Origin of the sequence: Nocardia sp. FBN12, from assembly GCF_050320175.1 — a bacterium.
Classification (GTDB): Bacteria; Actinomycetota; Actinomycetes; order Mycobacteriales; family Mycobacteriaceae; genus Nocardia.
Genome location: NZ_CP190048.1, coordinates 2,062,917 through 2,079,228, shown reverse-complemented (window position 1 = coordinate 2,079,228; position 16,312 = coordinate 2,062,917). Strand labels below are relative to the sequence as shown.

Sequence of the window (16,312 nt, the reverse complement as noted above, 5' to 3'; positions counted from 1 at the left end):
TAGACATCCGTGCAACTCTCTGTTAGACATATGTCTAAGACGTTCGTACATCAGACGGGAAACTCCATCATGAGCATCACCAGCCCCCTCCATGTTCTCGTCTCCGGCGGCGGCATCGCGGGCAACGCCGTCGCACTCCAGTTGCTGCGCAACGGCATTCGCACCACCGTCGTCGAGCGCGCCGCGGCCCCCCGCCCCGGCGGCCAGGCCGTCGATCTGCGTGGCCCGAGCAAGGAGGCCGCCGAACGGATGGGTCTGATGGAGGGCATCGCCGAATTCCAGCTCGACGAGCGCGGGATGGCCTACGTCGACGGCGACGGCAAGATCTACGCCAGGATGGCGATGGAGGACTTCGACGGCCAGGGTGCCGTCGCCGAGATCGAGATCACCCGCGGCGACCTCAACCAGGTACTGCTCGACGCGGTCGCCACCGCCGACAACGGTCGACTGGACTACCGCTACGGCGAGTGGATCGAGCAGATCGTCCAGGACGCATCCGGCGTCGACGTCACGTTCGCCTCCGGTGTCACCGAGCGCTTCGACCTCGTGATCGGTGCCGACGGCGTGCACTCGGCGACCCGCAAGCTCGTCTTCGGACCCGAGGAGCAGTTCAGCACAAACCTCGGCGGCTACGGCGCCTTCTTCACCATGCCCAAGCCCGCCGATGTGCAGCCCGGCTGGATGAGCATGCGGCTGATCCCCGGCGCCATGCTCGGCATCCGCCCCGACTCCGACCCGAGCACCGCCAAAGCGATGATCACCCTGCGCACCGACGTTGACCCCGCACTGCGCCGCGACGTCGACGCCCAACGCGCACTCATCAGGAAGACGATCGCCGACGCGGGCTGGCATGCCCCCGCCGTGCTCGACGCGATGGACTCCACGCCCGACTTCTACTTCGATGAAGTCGCCCGCGTCGACGTACCCGAGCTGTCGGCAGGCCGGGTCACGCTGATCGGCGACGCGGGCTACTGCGGCTCCCCGCTCAGCGGCATGGGCACGGCGATGGCCATCGTCGGCGCCTATGTCCTGGCCGCCGAGATCGCCGCCACCCCGGCTGATCTCCCCGGCGCGCAGCAGCGCTACCAGGACAAGATCACACCGTTCCTCGACAAGGCCAAGGAGATCCCCGGTGGTGGTATGGCGATGATGATTCCCAAGTCCCCGCTGTTGACGCGGCTGGCCAAGACGAACGTGCGGCTCATGATGTCGCGCCCGATGCGTCCGCTCACCAAGAAGATCTTCTTCGGCCACACCGAGGAATTCGCCCTCCCGACCTACTGACCCACCCACCGACTGGCCGCGGGCCCCGAAAGGTCCGCGGCTACTCTCGATGACGTGCCGCAGAAGATCATCCTCGACGTCGATACCGGGATCGACGACTCACTGGCCATCCTGTACCTGCTCGCCTCCGACGAAGCCGAGATCATCGGCATCGCCGCCACGGCGGGCAACGTGGACGGCGCACAGGTCGCGGCGAACACCCTGGCGATGCTCGATCTGGGCCGCGCACCCGAGATCGAGGTGGCACTCGGCGCGGCCCAACCCCTCGCCATTCCCTTGCGCACCACTGAGGACACCCACGGGCCCCAGGGTCTCGGGTACGCCGAGCTCCCGGTCTCGCCGCGTTCGCTGTCGCCCCGGTCGGCGGCCCAGATGTGGGTGGACCTGGTTCGCTCCCACCCCGGCGAGGTGACCGGCCTGTGCACCGGTCCGCTGACCAACCTCGCGCTGGCCCTGCGCATCGAACCCGAGCTGCCGCACCTGCTGCATCGGCTGGTCGTCATGGGCGGCGCGTTCAACCACCCCGGCAATACGACCCCGACCAACGAGTGGAACATCCACGTCGACCCGGAGGCTGCCAAGGAGGTGTTCGACGCCTTCTCGGCGGCACCACCGGATCGCAGGCCGCTGGTGTGCGCGCTGGACATCACCGAGTCGATCGAGATGCTCCCCGAACATCTCGCACTGCTGGCACGGTCGGCACACAGCGCGCCGATCGAGCACGTCAGTGCGGGCGATCCGGCTGAATTCCGTTCGGCGGCGAGCAATCCGATCATCCGCTATCTCACCGACGCGGTGCGGTTCTATTTCGACTTCCATCACCAGTACGACCTGGGCTATCTGGCGCACATGCACGACCCGTTCGCCGCCGCTGTCGCACTGGACCCAGCCTTGGCGATCACCCGCCCGGCCACCGTCGACGTGGAGCTGGCGGGCACCATCACCCGCGCCACCACGGTCGCCGACTGGGCGGGCATGTGGGGCCGAGAACCCAACGCCGACATCGTGATCGGTACCGACCCCGCAGTGTTCTTCGAACGCCTGGTCACCCGCGTCGGTGCCCTGGCCCACCACCTCTACCCGGAGCAGTCATGACCGTAGACACCGTCGCCTACCTCGCCGACTTCCGCACCCGCTACGACCTCCCCGCGATCGTCGACGTGCACACCCACTTCATGCCCGATCAGGTGATGCGCAAGGTGTGGGCCTATTTCGACGCCGCCGGGCCGCTGACCGGCCGGCCGTGGCCGATCACCTACCGCGACGACGAGCAGGTGCGCCTGAAGACGTTGCGCGACTTCGGCGTTCGTGCGTTCACCTCACTCGTCTACCCGCACAAGCCCGGGATGGGCGAGTGGCTCAACTCCTGGACCGCCGAGTTCGCCGACCGCACCCCCGACTGCCTGCACACCGCCACCTTCTACCCCGAGCCGGACGCACCCCGTTATGTTCGAGCCGCGATCGACGGGGGTGCGCGAATCTTCAAGGTGCACATCCAAGTCGGCGCGTTCTCCCCCCTCGATCCCCTGCTGGACCCGGTGTGGGCGATCCTCGCCGAAACCGGCACGCCCGTTCTCATCCATTGCGGATCCGGTCCCGCGCCCGGCGAGTTCACCGGCCCCGCCCCCATTGCCGAACTGCTGCACCGCTTTCCGACCCTGCGCTTGATCATCGCGCACATGGGCACCCCCGAATACAGCGAGTTCCTCGACCTGGCCGAGCAGTACCCTCAGCTCTACCTGGACACCACCATGGTCTGGACGAATTTCAGCGAGGGTGGCGCGCCCTATCCACCGTCCGAGCGCGACCGGCTGATCCGTTTCGGCGATCGCATTCTCTTCGGCAGCGACTTTCCCAATATCCCGTATCCGTACGCCGAGGCGATCAACGCGCTCGAACGATTGGAACTCGGCGCCGAGTGGATTCGAAATGTGTGCCACAACAACGCGGTTGCCCTTTTCGACCTGTGACGTTTCAGGCCGGGATCTCCATCCCTTCGGCCAACAGCGGCCAAGAGTTCTTGAAGGCTTTCTGCCAGTAGCCCCAGGAGTGGGTGCCCTGGGTCGACAGGTCGAAGGTCGCGGGGATGTCGAGTTCGTCCAGGCGCTGCTGCAGGTTCTTGGTGCACCAGCGGGTCGTCGCCTCGATCACCCCGCCCACGACGATCTGGTTGGCCAACCCGACCGGACCCCAGGTCACCAGGTGTGAATCGCCGAGCTTGTCGAATTCGCCCGGTAGGCCGTTGCCGTTGGACACGTAGAGCTTCGTCCCGCGCAGCCCTTCCGCGTTGACGACGGGATCATTGGCGGCCCAGGCCGGATCACCGGGCGGACCGTACATGTTCGACGCGTCACCGCCGCCGGTCCCGACGACGACATTGACAAACTGCCTGCCGACGGGATCGCTGATCTGCGCGCAGCCGCTGTAGGCGGCGACCGAACGGAACAGCCCCGGCTTGGCGATCGCGAGTTGCAGGACGGAAGTGGCCGTCATCGAATTCGCCGCGATGGCGTTCTTGCCGGTGGTCGCGAACATGGTGTCGACGAGCGCGGGCAGTTCGTCGAGGAAGAAGGTCCGCCATTTGTTCACGCCCAGCATCGGATCCGGCTCGTGCCAATCGGTGTAGTAGGTCCACGCACCACCGATCGGCATGACGACATTGACATTCTTGCCCGCGAGAAAGTCCACGACATCGGTGTTGTGTTCCCACGTCGCGGTGTCCTCGCCGCCGCCCGCACCGTTCACCAGATACAGCGACGGCCGCGGCACCGACGTGTCGGCAGGCCGCTGCACCTTGACCGACACTTCGCGGCCCATGGCGGCGGAATGGATCCGCACCGTCACCTGCCGCCCGTCTATCGAGGCCACCTCGGCCCGCGATCCGTCGATCGCGATACTCGGATTCACCACCGCGACAAGAGGTTCCGGACCTCGCGCGTGCCCCTCGCCCACGCCCATCATGGTCGAGCCCACTGCGACGAGCACCGCCGAAACCGCCCTGCGGCACCTCACCGATCCAACCTCCATGCGAAAACCGACCGCACAGTGCGGCTCTCACCATATCGGGCAAGATCACATCGCCGTTACCGGCTTCTTACCGATTTGTCACCGAAGACAAAGGTCCGTCTCGGCGAATCATGCTGCCGCGACGGTGAATCGGGCCCGCCGCTGGGCAGGTCACTCGAGAGATCAGCGGCCGATGACCTCGGCCGCGTAGACCGCGAGGCGGACGCGATTGTCGGTACCGGTCTTCCCCAGCAGGTTGGCGACGTGCGTCTTGACGGTGCTGACGCCCAAGTGGAGCCGGTCGGCGATCTCCTGGTTGCCCTGCCCGTCGGCGACGAGACGAAGGACCGCGAGCTCCCGGGGTGTCAGATCGGGTACCGGGACAGGCGTCGACGGCGCCGTGAGCGCCCGGTCGACCAGGCGGCGTAGCAGCGCGGGCGAGAACAACAGGTCGCCGTCCACCGTGCGCCGGATCGCGTCGAGCAGTACGGCGGGTTCGGTGTCTTTGACGAAATACCCTGCGGCTCCGGCGGACAGCGCGGGGAACAGGTGTTCGTCGTCGTCGAAGGTGGTCAGTACGAGCACTTTCGCGCGCGGCTCCGCCGCGAGGATCTGCTGGGTCGCCCCGACACCGTCGAGGCCCGGCATTCGCAGGTCCATGACGACCAGGTCGGGGGCGAGCTCGGCGTACAGCCGCACCGCCTCGACACCGTTCGCCGCCTCCCCCACGACGGCGAGGTCGGCGGTGTCCTCGATGAGCATCCGCAGACCCGCGCGCACCAAGCGCTGATCGTCCACGAGTAGCACGGTGATCACAGCAGCTCCTCCGCTCGCGCACTGTCGGGCAGCCACGCTCGCACCACCCAGGTCCTGCCCTCAGCGCCGACGGTGAGCGTCCCACCAGCGAGCTCGGCCCGTTCCCGCATTCCGACGATGCCGTGTCCCGGCGGAGCCGGCGTCTCGCGCCCACCATTGACGACCTCGACCGTGACGCCGCCGTCCCGCCTACCGACCCGGAACCGCACGGGCACACCACGATCCGCGTGCTTCATCACATTGGTCAGCGATTCCTGCACCAGCCGCAACAGCGTGAGTCTGCTGATCACGTCGAGCCCGTCGAGCTCGGTGTCCAGCGTCGACTCCACGGTGAACCCGGCAGCCCGCACCCGCTCGAGCGCCGCGGTGATCTCGGTCCCGACCGCATCCGTGTCGACCAGCGCCACGGTGCCGAGAGCCGGATCCCGCAGCGCGGCGAGCAGCCTGCGAATGTCAGCGAGTGCGTCGGCCGCTGTACCGCGCACATCGTCGAGTACCGAGGTCACGCGCGGATCAGCTTCTCGCACAACATGTCCGGCTACCGAAATCCGCAGAATGATCGAAGCCATGTGGTGGGCGACCACATCGTGGAGTTCCCTGGCCAGCGCGGCACGCTCGTCGAGGCGGGTCCGCGCTTGCGCCTCGACCGCGCGCTGGCGCAGATTCTCCGCCAGGTCACGCTGCCCACGCAGATACAACCCGAGCAGCAACGGCAGGCCCACATACGCCGCGGCCTCGACGAGGGTGGACGCCCGCCCGATCGAATTGTCGTGCAGACCGACCCGTCCGAGTGCCACGGCACCCGCCCAGCCCGCCGTCGCCACCGCCACGGTCGACCATCGGTGCGTGCGCGCCACCACATCGACCAGCGCCACCGCCCCGAGGTAGGGCACCAACCCTGACACACCCCAGGCGTCGGTCCGCAGCATCGGCACGGCCAGCGCCGACAGCACGATCGACACCGCGAGGGGCCATCGCGAGCCGGCCAGGAACACCACGCCCGCCGTCATCGCCAGCAGCCAGTAGTGCGGCGGTACGCGGTACTGGCCCGGGTATGTGCTGGCCAGCAGCAATACCGGGATCAGCACCAGCGGCAGCCACCGCAACAGCCCTCGCCAGTCGCGGTGGGCACGGATGTCGATCACGCTCCCACGGTAGGTGACCGAACGGCCGGGGCCGTGCGGCGCGTCCGCGCGGGAGCGGCCCGGATCCGCGACCGGCTCGTCCGCGCGGGCACCGGTTCGGAGCCGATTAGCACGCGATCGGCGTATCCGCAAGGGCCGCGCGGGTGGAATCGGTCGGCCCGGGTCCGGCCGTTCGGCGGAGTCGCCACGTCCTCGACCGAACGAGGCTGGAGGTTCCAGCACAGAAGGAGCACACGTGGTCTCGCGACGAGGATTTCTCACCGGGCTCGCCCTCGCACCGGTGGCATACGCGGCCGGGTGTTCGATCCGCCCGTCGACGCCTGGTCCGGCGGCCGACTCGACCCGGCCGTTGCCCATCCCACCACTCGCCGCGGCCACCGTCGGCGCGGACGGCGTCCGCCGGTTCGCCCTGCGGGTGCAGCCGGGCACGACCGAGATGATCCGGGGCAAGCACACCCCGACATGGGGCTACGGCGGGTCGATCCTCGGCCCGACCGTGCGAGCTCGGCGCGGCGAACAGGTCGCGTTCACCATCACCAACGATCTCCCCGAGCCCACCTCGGTGCACTGGCACGGCATGCACCTGCCCGCGAAGTTCGACGGTGGCCCCCATCAGATGATCGCGCCGGGTGCGACGTGGGCGCCGAACTGGACGGTGCAGCAGCAGGCCGCGACGCTCTGGTATCACCCGCATCCACACGGCGCCACCGAAAAGCATGTCCACCGTGGACTTTCCGGCCTCTTCCTGATCGACGACGACGCGACGGACGCGCTCGATCTACCGAAAGACTATGGCGTCGACGACATTCCGCTGGTGATCCAGGATCGCCGCTTCACCGCCGACGGTGCGCTGGACGAATCCGACGCCACCGATGTGGGCCTGCTCGGCGACACGATCGTCACCAACGGCATCGCGAACGCCCATCTGCCCGTCACCACCGACCGGATCCGGTTGCGCGTCCTCAACGGCTCATCGGGCCGCCTCTACAACCTGTCCTTCAGCGACGGCAGAGCATTCCAGCTCATCGCCACCGACGGCGGCCTGCTCCCGAAACCCGCATCCCTGAACCGCATTCAGCTCAGTCCCGGTGAGCGCGCCGAACTGGTGGTCGCCGTCGGTGCGGGCGAGAACGTCACGTTACGGTCGCTGCCGATCATCGACCGCGCGGGCATCGATCGCGCCGCCGAGTTCGGCTTCGACGACACTTTCGACATCCTGACACTGCGTGCCGCCGAAACCCTGCGCCCGTCGGCCACGCCACCGGCAACCCTGATCCCGATGACCGCCCTCGCCGCCGCGACCACGCCGCCGACGCGTTCGTTCGACCTCCAGTGGTTCATGATCAACAACCGTCGCATGGACATGAACCGCATCGATATGACCATTCCCGTCGACACCACCGAGGTCTGGACGGTCCGGAACAAGGACAACTGGCCCCACAACTTCCACGTCCACGACGTCCAGTTCCAGATCATCGCCGTCGACGGAAAGCCCCCTCCCCCGGCACTTTCCGGCTGGAAAGACACCGTGTACACCACCCCTGACACCACCTACACCCTCGCGATGCACTTCGCCGACCACACCGACCCGACGTATCCGTACATGTACCACTGCCACCTGCTGCACCACGAGGACCAGGGCATGATGGGCCAATTCCTGGTTCTCGGCCCGGGCCAGCAACCGGCTCCCATGCAGATGGACATGGGATCCATGGGTCACGGCTGATCGTGACTACAGTCGAGTGATGGGCATCGAGTGTTCTGACATCGTTGCAACACCCCGGGCCGACGTTTTCGCCTGGTTCGCCCGTCGCGGCGCGTTCACGCGACTGGCTCCACCGTGGCAGCCGGTCACCTTGCTCGCCGAAGCCGATTCGCTGGCCACTGGGCGCGCCGTGCTCGGTCTTCCCGGCGGGCTGCGCTGGATCGCTCAGCACGATCCCGAGCAGTACCGACCGCCCGAGCGGTTCGCCGACGCCCTCACCTCGGACGGACCGGCGTCGTTCCCGGTCTCCCGGCTGTTGCCGTGGCAGCATGTCCACGAGTTCGCCGAGGTCGACGACACGCACACCCGTGTCATCGACCGGGTGCGGACACCCATTCCGGAGTCGGTGTTGCGGCCGATGTTCGACTACCGCTACCGCCAGCTCACCCACGATCTGGCGGCCCACCGCCGTGCGGCCGAGTCCGGCCTCCCGCCGCTGACGATCGCGATGACGGGCGCGTCGGGGCTGGTCGGCTCCGCGCTGAGCGCCTTTCTCACCACCGGCGGACACCGCGTGGTGCGGTTGGTCCGTCATCGCGCGCGTCATCGCGACGAACTCCAGTGGGACCCCGCCGCGCCCGCCACCGACCTGCTCGCCGACATCGATGCCGTGGTGCATCTGGCCGGGGCGCCCATCGCGGGCCGATTCACCGCCGCGCACCGGCGTGCGGTGGCCGACAGCCGCATCGAGCCGACCCGGCGACTCGCCGAGCTGGCCGCGGCCTGCGGCGTCGACACCTTCGTCAGCGCTTCGGCCATCGGCTACTACGGCTACGACCGTGGTGAGCAGCCGCTGACCGAGAAGTCCGAGCGCGGTGACGGATTCCTGGCCGATGTGGTCGAACAGTGGGAGGACGCGTGCGAGCCCGCCGCGGTGGGCGGAGTCCGCGTCGTGCGGGTGCGTACCGGCATCGTGCAGTCTCCGCGTGGCGGGACCCTGCGGTTGCTTCGACCGTTGTTCAGCGCCGGTCTCGGTGGGCGGATCGGGGACGGCCGACAGTGGTTGTCGTGGATCGGCATCGACGATCTCGTCGATGTCTACCACCGCGCACTGTGGGACGACACGGTGGTCGGCCCGGTCAATGCCGTTGCGCCACAGCCGGTTCGCAACAGCGAGTACACCCGCGTGCTGGCGCGAGTGCTGCACCGCCCAGCACTGCTGCCGGTCCCGAGCTTCGGTCCAACGATACTGCTGGGCAAGCAGGGTGCGCGTGAGCTCGCCGAGGCCGGTCAACGGGTGACGCCGACTCAGCTGATGAAGGCGGGACACACCTTCCGCACCGACGAGGTGGAGCAGACGTTGCGACATCTACTCGGGCGGACCGAGAGCTGACCCGATCCGGCACGGTCGTCACCCGCGAACGATGCGTGTCGACGGGTTCGCCGACCTCGGAGTCGACTGTTCCCACAGCGCATCGCCTATGCATCGTTCAATGGTGGCCGACCCGATCTCGCGATGTGCGCGGCCGGGGAGCGGCTGATCGACGACACCGGAAACATGTTGCGCCCGAGGGTTTCAGCGGAGCGCGTCGACCGCGGCGGCCAGGCTACCGATCCGCTCAACCGTGTCGGGCAGCAGCACCGACTCCCAGCCCGGCCCGCCGATGAGCACCCGGGCACCGGCCCGCGCACAGGCCAGCACTGCCGAGGTCAACGCGGTCGACTCACGTTGCGACCACAACAGCACCGAGGCCTCGCCCGAGTGCCGGGCGAGCGCATCGGACAACGCCACCGCGGGCACGTCGGCGCCCAGCATGCGCGCACCGACTCCGGCCTGCGCCAAAGCGGCGCGCAGCACGTCGAGCGGGAGCGAATGCGTTTCGCCGCTCGTACACGCGAGCAACACGGGCGCACCGCTCCGCGCCGGTTTCACCTGCTGCATGATCGCCGCGATCGACCACGACAGCAGGTGCTCGACGTCGATGCAGCCCTCGCCGCCGCCCTGCCGCGCGACGATGTCGGTGAATGCGGGGCGGCACAGGGCCTCCCAGGTCTGCACGACGCCGTACGCCCGCACGTGGGCGTCCAGATGCGCGCAGACGGTGGCGGTATCGAGCGCGAACGCGGCGTCGAGCAGGCCGCCGCGGTCGCCGAGGACCGGTACGGGCCCGCGTGCCGCCGCGGCGGCACCGGCGGGACTCGCGCCGCCGCCGATCAGCTCGAGCATGTGCTCGAGCACGGCGATATCGGAGTCGGTGTAGAGGCGATGGCGGCCGGGCCGGTCCTGGGCGGGACCGATGCCGTAACGGCGATTCCAGCTCCGCAGGGTCGCGGTCGGGATGCCGAGACGGTCGGCCGCCGCGCGCACCGTGAATCCGGCCGCGGCGGAGGCAGGAACAGAACCGGCGGGCATCGTTTCATTCTGCCCGGACCGCCTCGACCGGCGCAGGACAGCCCCGGCCTCCGCGCGTCGACGACAGATTCTGTCCATTGCGCCGACGACCCACTGAACCACCTGCCATATGCATCAATAGTGCATCAATTACTGTTAGCATGGGGGACACCGACTACCGCGAGGAGTTTCCTGTGCGCACCCGATTCGGCCTGTGGACCACCGCCTTGCTGATCGCCGCCGGCCTCGCCGCGACCGGCTCCGGCACCGCGGCCGCCGCGCCACCCGCACCGGTGCCCTACCTCGACCTCGGCCGCTATCTCGGCGATTGGCATCAGCTCGCGGCAGTACCGCAGGTGTTCAACCTCAACTGCGCACGCGACACCTCCGCGAACTACACCCTCGACGCGCGCGGCGACATCGCCGTCCACAACCGCTGCCACACCTGGAGCGGCGGCGTCGACGAGATCCGCGGCACCGCGACCGTGAACGACCCGGCCACGAACGCGCAACTGCACGTGAGCTTTCCGGGCGTCACCGGCCAGGACGGGCGCGAGGGACCGACCAACTACCTGGTGACCGCGCTCGGCCCGGACTACTCGTGGGCCCTGGTCACCTCGCCGAGCAGGCTGTCCGGTTTCGTCCTCTCCCGCACCCCGGCCCTGGACGAGAGCACTTGGCAGCGGATCGACGAGGAGATCAGAATCGCGGGCCAGGACCCGTGCGTCTACCTCACCTCGCCCACCACCGGCGGACGCGAGGATGTGCTGCCCCTCTGCGCACGATGAGCGTCGCCATCGCCCTGTTCACCCGTGACCTGCGCGTTCACGACAATCCGGTACTCACCGCGGCCGCGCGCGAGGCCGACCGGGTGGTGCCGCTGTTCGTCGTCGACGCGGCGCTGGTGCCCGACCGCTGCCCGCCCAATCGCGCGCACTTCCTCGCCGCCGCACTGGCCGAACTCGACCTGGAGCTGCACGCGCTCGGCGGCACGCTCGTCGTGCGCCGCGGCCGGGTGGCCGATGTGCTCGACCAGGTGATCGAGGAGACCGGTGCCACGAGCGTGCACCTGGCCGAGGATGTCAGCCGCTACAGCAGGCAGCGCGAGCAGGCGTTGCGCCGCAACCCGAACACGGCCGTGCACTGCCATTCCGGTTCCGTCACAGCCACTTCCGCCGAGCTCGTCCCGTCGACCGGTCGCGATCACTTCGCCGTCTTCACCCCCTATTTCCGGCGCTGGAGCGCGGCCCACCGCCGCACCCCGCTACCCGCGCCCCGGTCGCTGTCGGTGCCACCGATCCGGAGCGAGCCGCTGCCTCAGCCGGCCGATCTCGGTTCCGGGCGACCGTCGCCGCAGTTGCGGGTCGGCGGGGAATCCACCGGACGTGCGCTGCTGCACGACTGGCTCGACGGCCCGATCACCGGCTACGCCCGTGACAACGACGATCTCGCCGCCGACGCCACCTCCCGGCTCTCGCCGTACCTGCACTTCGGGTGCGTGTCCCCCACCGAGGTGGTGCGCCGGGTCGATACGGCGACCGACGGCGGACTCGCCTTCGTCCGGCAACTGGCTTGGCGCGACTTCCACCACCAGGTGCTCGCCTCCCGCCCCGATGCCGCCTGGTCGGACTACCGAACGCGCGTGATCGCGGGCCCCGACGACGAGCAGGCCGTCGCGGCGTGGCGCGACGGGCGCACCGGCTACCCGATCGTCGACGCGGGCATGCGGCAGCTGCGCGCGGAGGGCTGGATGCCGGGGCGAGCGCGGCTGATCGCGGCCAGCTTCCTCGCCAAATCGCTGCGCCAGGACTGGCGTGTCGGCGCGGCGCACTTCCTGCGCTGGCTCGTCGACGCCGACCTCGCCAACAATCAGCTCAACTGGCAGTGGGTCGCGGGCACCGGCACCGACACCCGGCCCAACCGGGTACTCAACCCCCTGCGCCAGGCCGACCGTTACGACCCCGACGGCGTTTATGTCCGCCGGTGGCTGCCCGAACTGGCGCACCTGCCCGGCGCAAGCATTCACCGCCCGTGGCGCGCGAACATCGATCCGATGGACTATCCCGCACCGATCGTCGACTGTGTGGGCGCCTAGGCCGATGAGCCTGCCACAGCCAGGTCGAGAATATCGACCGCCATCGGCGGCAGTCCGAACCGCCGAGCCAGCCGAACTCCGTTGCATCCAACATCTACGCGGCACCTCGCCGCCTCGACGGAAGTGACGGAAACACCATGCGCACCTTGCCGAATACTCTTGTGGCGGCGATACTCCTCGGCTCGGCGCTCGGCCTCTCGGCCTGTTCCGATGACGACTCGAGCACCAGCTCCGCGACCTCCTCGGCGCCGATGACGTCGGCGCCTGCCACCACCGGCGCGTCCGCCGCCGCCGACCTCGTCGGCCCCGGCTGCGCGGAATACGCCGCCACGGTACCCAGCGGTCCCGGCTCGGTCAGCGGTATGGCCCAGGAGCCGGTCGCCGTTGCCGCGTCCAACAACCCGCTGCTCACCACGCTGGTCTCGGCGGTCTCGGGCAAACTCAACCCCGACGTCAATCTCGTCGACACCCTCAACGGCGGTCAGTTCACCGTATTCGCGCCCGTCGACTCGGCGTTCGCGAAGATCGATCCGGCCACGATCGACACGCTGAAGACCGACTCGGCCACCCTCACCTCGATCCTCACCTATCACGTGGTGCCGGGCCAGATCGCGCCGCAGAGCATCGCGGGCGCGCACAAGACAGTCCAGGGCGCCGACGTGACGGTCAGCGGCTCAGGCGACAGTTTGAAGGTCGGCGAGGCGAACGTGATCTGTGGTGGCGTGCGCACGTCGAACGCTACCGTGTACATGATCGACAGCGTGCTCATGCCGCCAGCGGCGTGATGACGGCGACGGCGCTTTTTCCGGCGTCGCCGCGGAAATATCTCGGCGGCGCCCATCCGAACCCGAAGGCAGGCCGAAATCCCTCTCATGCTGATGCAAGCAGGGACCACCCGATGACGGCCCGGCGCGGCTCCGCACCGATCAACCTGCGATCGGTCACCGAGCCCGCTCCGGCCTGCCCGACGGTCGACCGCCGCGACCATGCCGTGCAACAGCGGCTGGTCGAGCTGCTCGACGACGTCGCGGCAGGCGATCGGGCGGCGTTCGCCGAGTTCTACCGCGCCACCAGCCCCCGGGTGTTCGGGCTCGCGCTACGCGTCGTCCGCAACCACGGCGCCGCCGAGGACATCGCCCAGGAGGTGTTCCTTCAGGTCTGGTCGCTGGCCGGACAGTACGACGCGACAAAGGCCAGCCCGATCGGCTGGCTGATGATGCTGACCCACCGGCGCGCGGTCGACCGGGTACGGGCCGAACAGTCGGCCACCCGCCGTGACATCGTGTTCGGCCACGCCCACCTCGGCCGCGACCACGACGTCGTGGCCGAGGAGGTCACCCAGCGACTCGACGAACAGTCGGTGCTGGACTGTCTGCAGACCATGACCGAACTCCAACGCGAAGCGGTGGCGCTGGCGTACTACGGCAGCCGTACCTACGTCGAGGTCGCCGAGACCTTGTCGGTGCCGTTGCCGACGGTGAAGAGCCGCATCAAAGATGGCCTGAAAAGGCTCGAGAACTGTTTGACCGGAGGGAACACCCGATGAGCGAGACAGATCGGCGGACCCCTTGGTCGTGGCTGGATGAGGCGTATCCCTACGCCATAGACGCGCTGGATCCACCACAACGACAGGCACTCGAGGACTGGCTCGACGCGGCAGGCACCGACCGCGCGGCCGAATTCCAGGCCGCTGTCCACCGCATCCAGGAGACGATGGCGGACCTGACCGTGTTCGACTCGGTCCCGCCACCGGCCCGCCTCGAATCCGCGCTGATGCGAGCACTGGACCGGTACGACACACAGGCGCACCCGCTCGCACGGCGGGGCGCGCCCGGCAAGCGGTGGCACCTTCGATGGTTGACCGTCGCCGCCGCGGCGATCGTGGCGGTCGGTGCCGGCGTCGGAATCGGGGTCGTGATCGACCAGGCGAACGACGGCACCGGGGCGGTCACCGCACAGCAGGTGCTCGACCAGTCCGACAGCCGGGAAACGTCGGTGGCCGTCACCGGCGGCGGCGCGATGACGGTGTACCAGTCCAAGTCGCTCGGCGCGGCCGCGGTGTCGTTCCAGGACATGCCCCCGCTGCCGGACGAGCGCACATATCAGTTGTGGCTGATACGTGCGGACACACCGAAATCGGTGGCGGTGCTGGATAGTTCGGCCTCGGCCGTGACCGCGGTCGAGGCGGCCGACACGCTCGCGGTAACGGTCGAACCCGCCGGTGGTTCGCCAGGGCCGACCACCTCGCCGATCGTCAGCATGACAGTCGGCTGACCTGCTGCGGCGGGCCATGCCGACACTCGAAATCCCAGGAGTGACAGCATGGTCCGCCCGTTCACCTTCACCCATCGCCATCCCGGCCGACTCGCGGCGGCGTTCGCGACGGCTGCCGCCGCCGCCCTCGTCCTCGGGGTCGGGCACCTCGTCGCGGTGATCATCGACCCGGTCTCCTCCCCCTTCTTCGTTCTGGGTGCCACCGTGGTCGATCACACGCCGAAGTGGTTGAAGGACAGTGCGATCCGCTGGTTCGGCGCCAACGACAAACTGGCACTTGCCATCACGATGGCCGCGGTGATGGCAGTCGCTGCCGCAATCATCGGCCTGGTGGCCCGCCGCCGCCCGGCCCTGGCGGCGGGCCTGCTCGGCGTCCTCGGCTTCTCGGTGGCGGGCTTGGCACTGCTCCGGCCCACCGCGACGCCACTGTTCGCCATTCCGGCGGTGGTGGGGTCACTGGCCGGGATCGCGGCAATGTGCGCGCTGTTCTACGTGCCCTCCGGCGTCGACCAGCAGGTCGGGCCGACACGGCGCGGGTTCCTGCTCGCGCTGACGGCCGTCGCGGCGGGGGCCGTCGCGGCGGGCGCGGCGGGACGGTTCATCGGCACGCGCCTGCGCGATATCGCGGCCGACCGGGCGGCTTTCGTCCTCCCACGGGTCGGCGCGCCCGCGCCACCGGTCACCCCGGAGATGGACCGAGTCGTTCCCGGCCTCACCCGATTCATCACCCCCGCACCGGATTTCTATCGCGTCGACACCGCGCTGCAACTCCCCTCGTTGACCCGCGCGCAGTGGCGGTTGCGCATCCACGGGATGGTGGAACGCGAAATCCGTCTGGACTTCGACGAATTGAGCGCCCGGCACGCCGTGGAGTCGCTCATCACACTCACCTGTGTCTCGAACGAGGTCGGCGGCGATCTCGCCGGCACCGCACTGTGGACCGGATACCGCCTGTCCGATCTCCTGGCCGAGGCAGGCCCCTCCCCCGACGCCGACATGATCTTGTCGCGCAGCATCGATGGGTTCACCGCGAGCACGCCGACCGCCGCCGTGCTCGGAAACCCCGACGCCCTGCTGGCCATCGCGATGAACGGCGAGCCGCTCTCCGTCGTGCACGGCTACCCGGCCAGGATGATCGTGCCCGGCCTCTACGGCTACGTGTCGGCCACCAAGTGGGTTGTCGACCTGGAACTCACCCGATTCGACCGCGCCCAGGCGTACTGGACACAGCGCGGTTGGGCAACCGATGCGCCCATCAAGACCGCGTCCCGGATCGACGTCCCCGCGGCGTTCGCCAACCTGGACGCTGGATCGATGACCGTGGCAGGCGTCGCGTGGGCTCAAGGCCGTGGGATCGACGCCGTGGAAATCCAGGTCGACGATGGCCCGTGGCAGCCAACCACACTCGCCGCGGCCTACTCCATCGACACCTGGCGCCAGTGGACCTGGACGTGGGATGCCACACCCGGCACGCACGCGCTGCGCGTGCGTGCGGTCGACGCCACCGGATCGGTGCAGACCGACGCGAGGGCGACCCCGTTCCCCGACGGCGCGACGGGCAGGCACTCGCGCGTTGTCACGGTGCGGTGAGCGAT

The 16,312-nt window shown here is 68.8% G+C and carries 15 protein-coding genes; 11 read left to right on the top strand and 4 right to left on the bottom strand.

From position 1 onward, the window contains the following. Positions 1-69: 69 nt before the first annotated feature. Genes ACQHI0_RS10150 through ACQHI0_RS10140 form a run of 3 tightly spaced genes read left to right on the top strand, consistent with a single transcriptional unit; the run spans position 70 to position 3,254 of the window. Positions 70-1,284, top strand: coding sequence for an FAD-dependent monooxygenase (locus tag ACQHI0_RS10150; RefSeq protein WP_427907680.1), 1,215 nt, complete (start codon positions 70-72; stop codon positions 1,282-1,284). 54 nt (positions 1,285-1,338) lie between these two features. Next, a complete protein-coding gene (locus ACQHI0_RS10145) occupies positions 1,339-2,379 on the top strand; it encodes a nucleoside hydrolase (protein WP_427907679.1) in 1,041 nt (346 codons plus the stop codon). Then, a complete protein-coding gene (locus ACQHI0_RS10140; RefSeq protein WP_427907678.1) occupies positions 2,376-3,254 on the top strand; it encodes an amidohydrolase family protein in 879 nt (292 codons plus the stop codon). The genes ACQHI0_RS10145 and ACQHI0_RS10140 overlap by 4 nt, the downstream gene beginning before the upstream one ends. A gap of 4 nt (positions 3,255-3,258) precedes the next feature. On the opposite strand, the gene ACQHI0_RS10135 is transcribed toward ACQHI0_RS10140, so the two are convergent. From ACQHI0_RS10135 to ACQHI0_RS10125, 3 genes are all read right to left on the bottom strand, one after another. Continuing rightward, entirely contained in the window at positions 3,259-4,311 is a 1,053-nt protein-coding gene (locus ACQHI0_RS10135) for an alpha/beta hydrolase (RefSeq protein ID WP_427907677.1), read from the bottom strand. 162 nt (positions 4,312-4,473) lie between these two features. Then, positions 4,474-5,106 carry a response regulator gene (locus tag ACQHI0_RS10130; RefSeq protein WP_427907676.1) on the bottom strand — a complete coding sequence of 211 codons (633 nt, stop codon included), beginning with the start codon at positions 5,104-5,106 and terminating at the stop codon, positions 4,474-4,476. Continuing rightward, entirely contained in the window at positions 5,103-6,251 is a 1,149-nt protein-coding gene (locus tag ACQHI0_RS10125) for a sensor histidine kinase (protein ID WP_427907675.1), read from the bottom strand. The genes ACQHI0_RS10130 and ACQHI0_RS10125 overlap by 4 nt, the downstream gene beginning before the upstream one ends. A 235-nt stretch (positions 6,252-6,486) precedes the next feature. Here ACQHI0_RS10125 and ACQHI0_RS10120 point away from each other — a divergent pair, with 235 nt between their 5' ends. Further along, a complete protein-coding gene (locus ACQHI0_RS10120; RefSeq protein ID WP_427907674.1) occupies positions 6,487-7,977 on the top strand; it encodes a multicopper oxidase family protein in 1,491 nt (496 codons plus the stop codon). A 19-nt stretch (positions 7,978-7,996) separates the two neighbouring features. Further along, positions 7,997-9,349, top strand: coding sequence for a TIGR01777 family oxidoreductase (locus ACQHI0_RS10115; RefSeq protein WP_427907673.1), 1,353 nt, complete (start codon positions 7,997-7,999; stop codon positions 9,347-9,349). Between the two features lie 183 nt (positions 9,350-9,532). Here ACQHI0_RS10115 and ACQHI0_RS10110 read toward each other — a convergent pair whose 3' ends face one another. Next, positions 9,533-10,369, bottom strand: coding sequence for a MerR family transcriptional regulator (locus ACQHI0_RS10110; RefSeq protein WP_427907672.1), 837 nt, complete (start codon positions 10,367-10,369; stop codon positions 9,533-9,535). A 173-nt stretch (positions 10,370-10,542) separates the two neighbouring features. Between ACQHI0_RS10110 and ACQHI0_RS10105 the strand changes: the two genes are divergently transcribed. From ACQHI0_RS10105 to ACQHI0_RS10080, 6 genes are all read left to right on the top strand, one after another. Then, the gene (locus ACQHI0_RS10105) at positions 10,543-11,136 is read left to right on the top strand and encodes a lipocalin family protein (protein ID WP_427907671.1); all 594 of its coding nucleotides are present in this window, start codon (positions 10,543-10,545) and stop codon (positions 11,134-11,136) included. Continuing rightward, positions 11,133-12,443 (top strand): cryptochrome/photolyase family protein, encoded by a 1,311-nt coding sequence (locus ACQHI0_RS10100; RefSeq protein ID WP_427907670.1) that lies wholly within the window; start codon positions 11,133-11,135, stop codon positions 12,441-12,443. The genes ACQHI0_RS10105 and ACQHI0_RS10100 overlap by 4 nt, the downstream gene beginning before the upstream one ends. Before the next feature lie 137 nt (positions 12,444-12,580). Then, on the top strand, positions 12,581-13,228 hold the full coding sequence (locus tag ACQHI0_RS10095) for a fasciclin domain-containing protein (protein ID WP_427907669.1): 648 nt from the start codon (positions 12,581-12,583) through the stop codon (positions 13,226-13,228). 113 nt (positions 13,229-13,341) lie between these two features. Continuing rightward, positions 13,342-13,989 (top strand): ECF RNA polymerase sigma factor SigK, encoded by a 648-nt coding sequence (sigK, locus tag ACQHI0_RS10090; protein WP_427907668.1) that lies wholly within the window; start codon positions 13,342-13,344, stop codon positions 13,987-13,989. Continuing rightward, a complete protein-coding gene (locus ACQHI0_RS10085) occupies positions 13,986-14,717 on the top strand; it encodes an anti-sigma factor (protein WP_427907667.1) in 732 nt (243 codons plus the stop codon). The genes sigK and ACQHI0_RS10085 overlap by 4 nt, the downstream gene beginning before the upstream one ends. A gap of 48 nt (positions 14,718-14,765) precedes the next feature. Further along, entirely contained in the window at positions 14,766-16,307 is a 1,542-nt protein-coding gene (locus tag ACQHI0_RS10080; RefSeq protein WP_427907666.1) for a molybdopterin-dependent oxidoreductase, read from the top strand. Positions 16,308-16,312: the final 5 nt, after the last annotated feature.

Coding starts and splice junctions, on each gene's coding strand:
- ACQHI0_RS10150 (WP_427907680.1), top strand. CDS start 70: ATGAGCATCACCAGCCCCCTCCATGTTCTCGTCTCCGGCGGCGGCATC.
- ACQHI0_RS10100 (WP_427907670.1), top strand. CDS start 11,133: ATGAGCGTCGCCATCGCCCTGTTCACCCGTGACCTGCGCGTTCACGAC.
- ACQHI0_RS10085 (WP_427907667.1), top strand. CDS start 13,986: ATGAGCGAGACAGATCGGCGGACCCCTTGGTCGTGGCTGGATGAGGCG.
- ACQHI0_RS10135 (WP_427907677.1), bottom strand. CDS start 4,311: ATGGAGGTTGGATCGGTGAGGTGCCGCAGGGCGGTTTCGGCGGTGCTC.
- sigK (WP_427907668.1), top strand. CDS start 13,342: ATGACGGCCCGGCGCGGCTCCGCACCGATCAACCTGCGATCGGTCACC.
- ACQHI0_RS10095 (WP_427907669.1), top strand. CDS start 12,581: ATGCGCACCTTGCCGAATACTCTTGTGGCGGCGATACTCCTCGGCTCG.
- ACQHI0_RS10110 (WP_427907672.1), bottom strand. CDS start 10,369: ATGCCCGCCGGTTCTGTTCCTGCCTCCGCCGCGGCCGGATTCACGGTG.
- ACQHI0_RS10115 (WP_427907673.1), top strand. CDS start 7,997: ATGGGCATCGAGTGTTCTGACATCGTTGCAACACCCCGGGCCGACGTT.
- ACQHI0_RS10140 (WP_427907678.1), top strand. CDS start 2,376: ATGACCGTAGACACCGTCGCCTACCTCGCCGACTTCCGCACCCGCTAC.
- ACQHI0_RS10080 (WP_427907666.1), top strand. CDS start 14,766: ATGGTCCGCCCGTTCACCTTCACCCATCGCCATCCCGGCCGACTCGCG.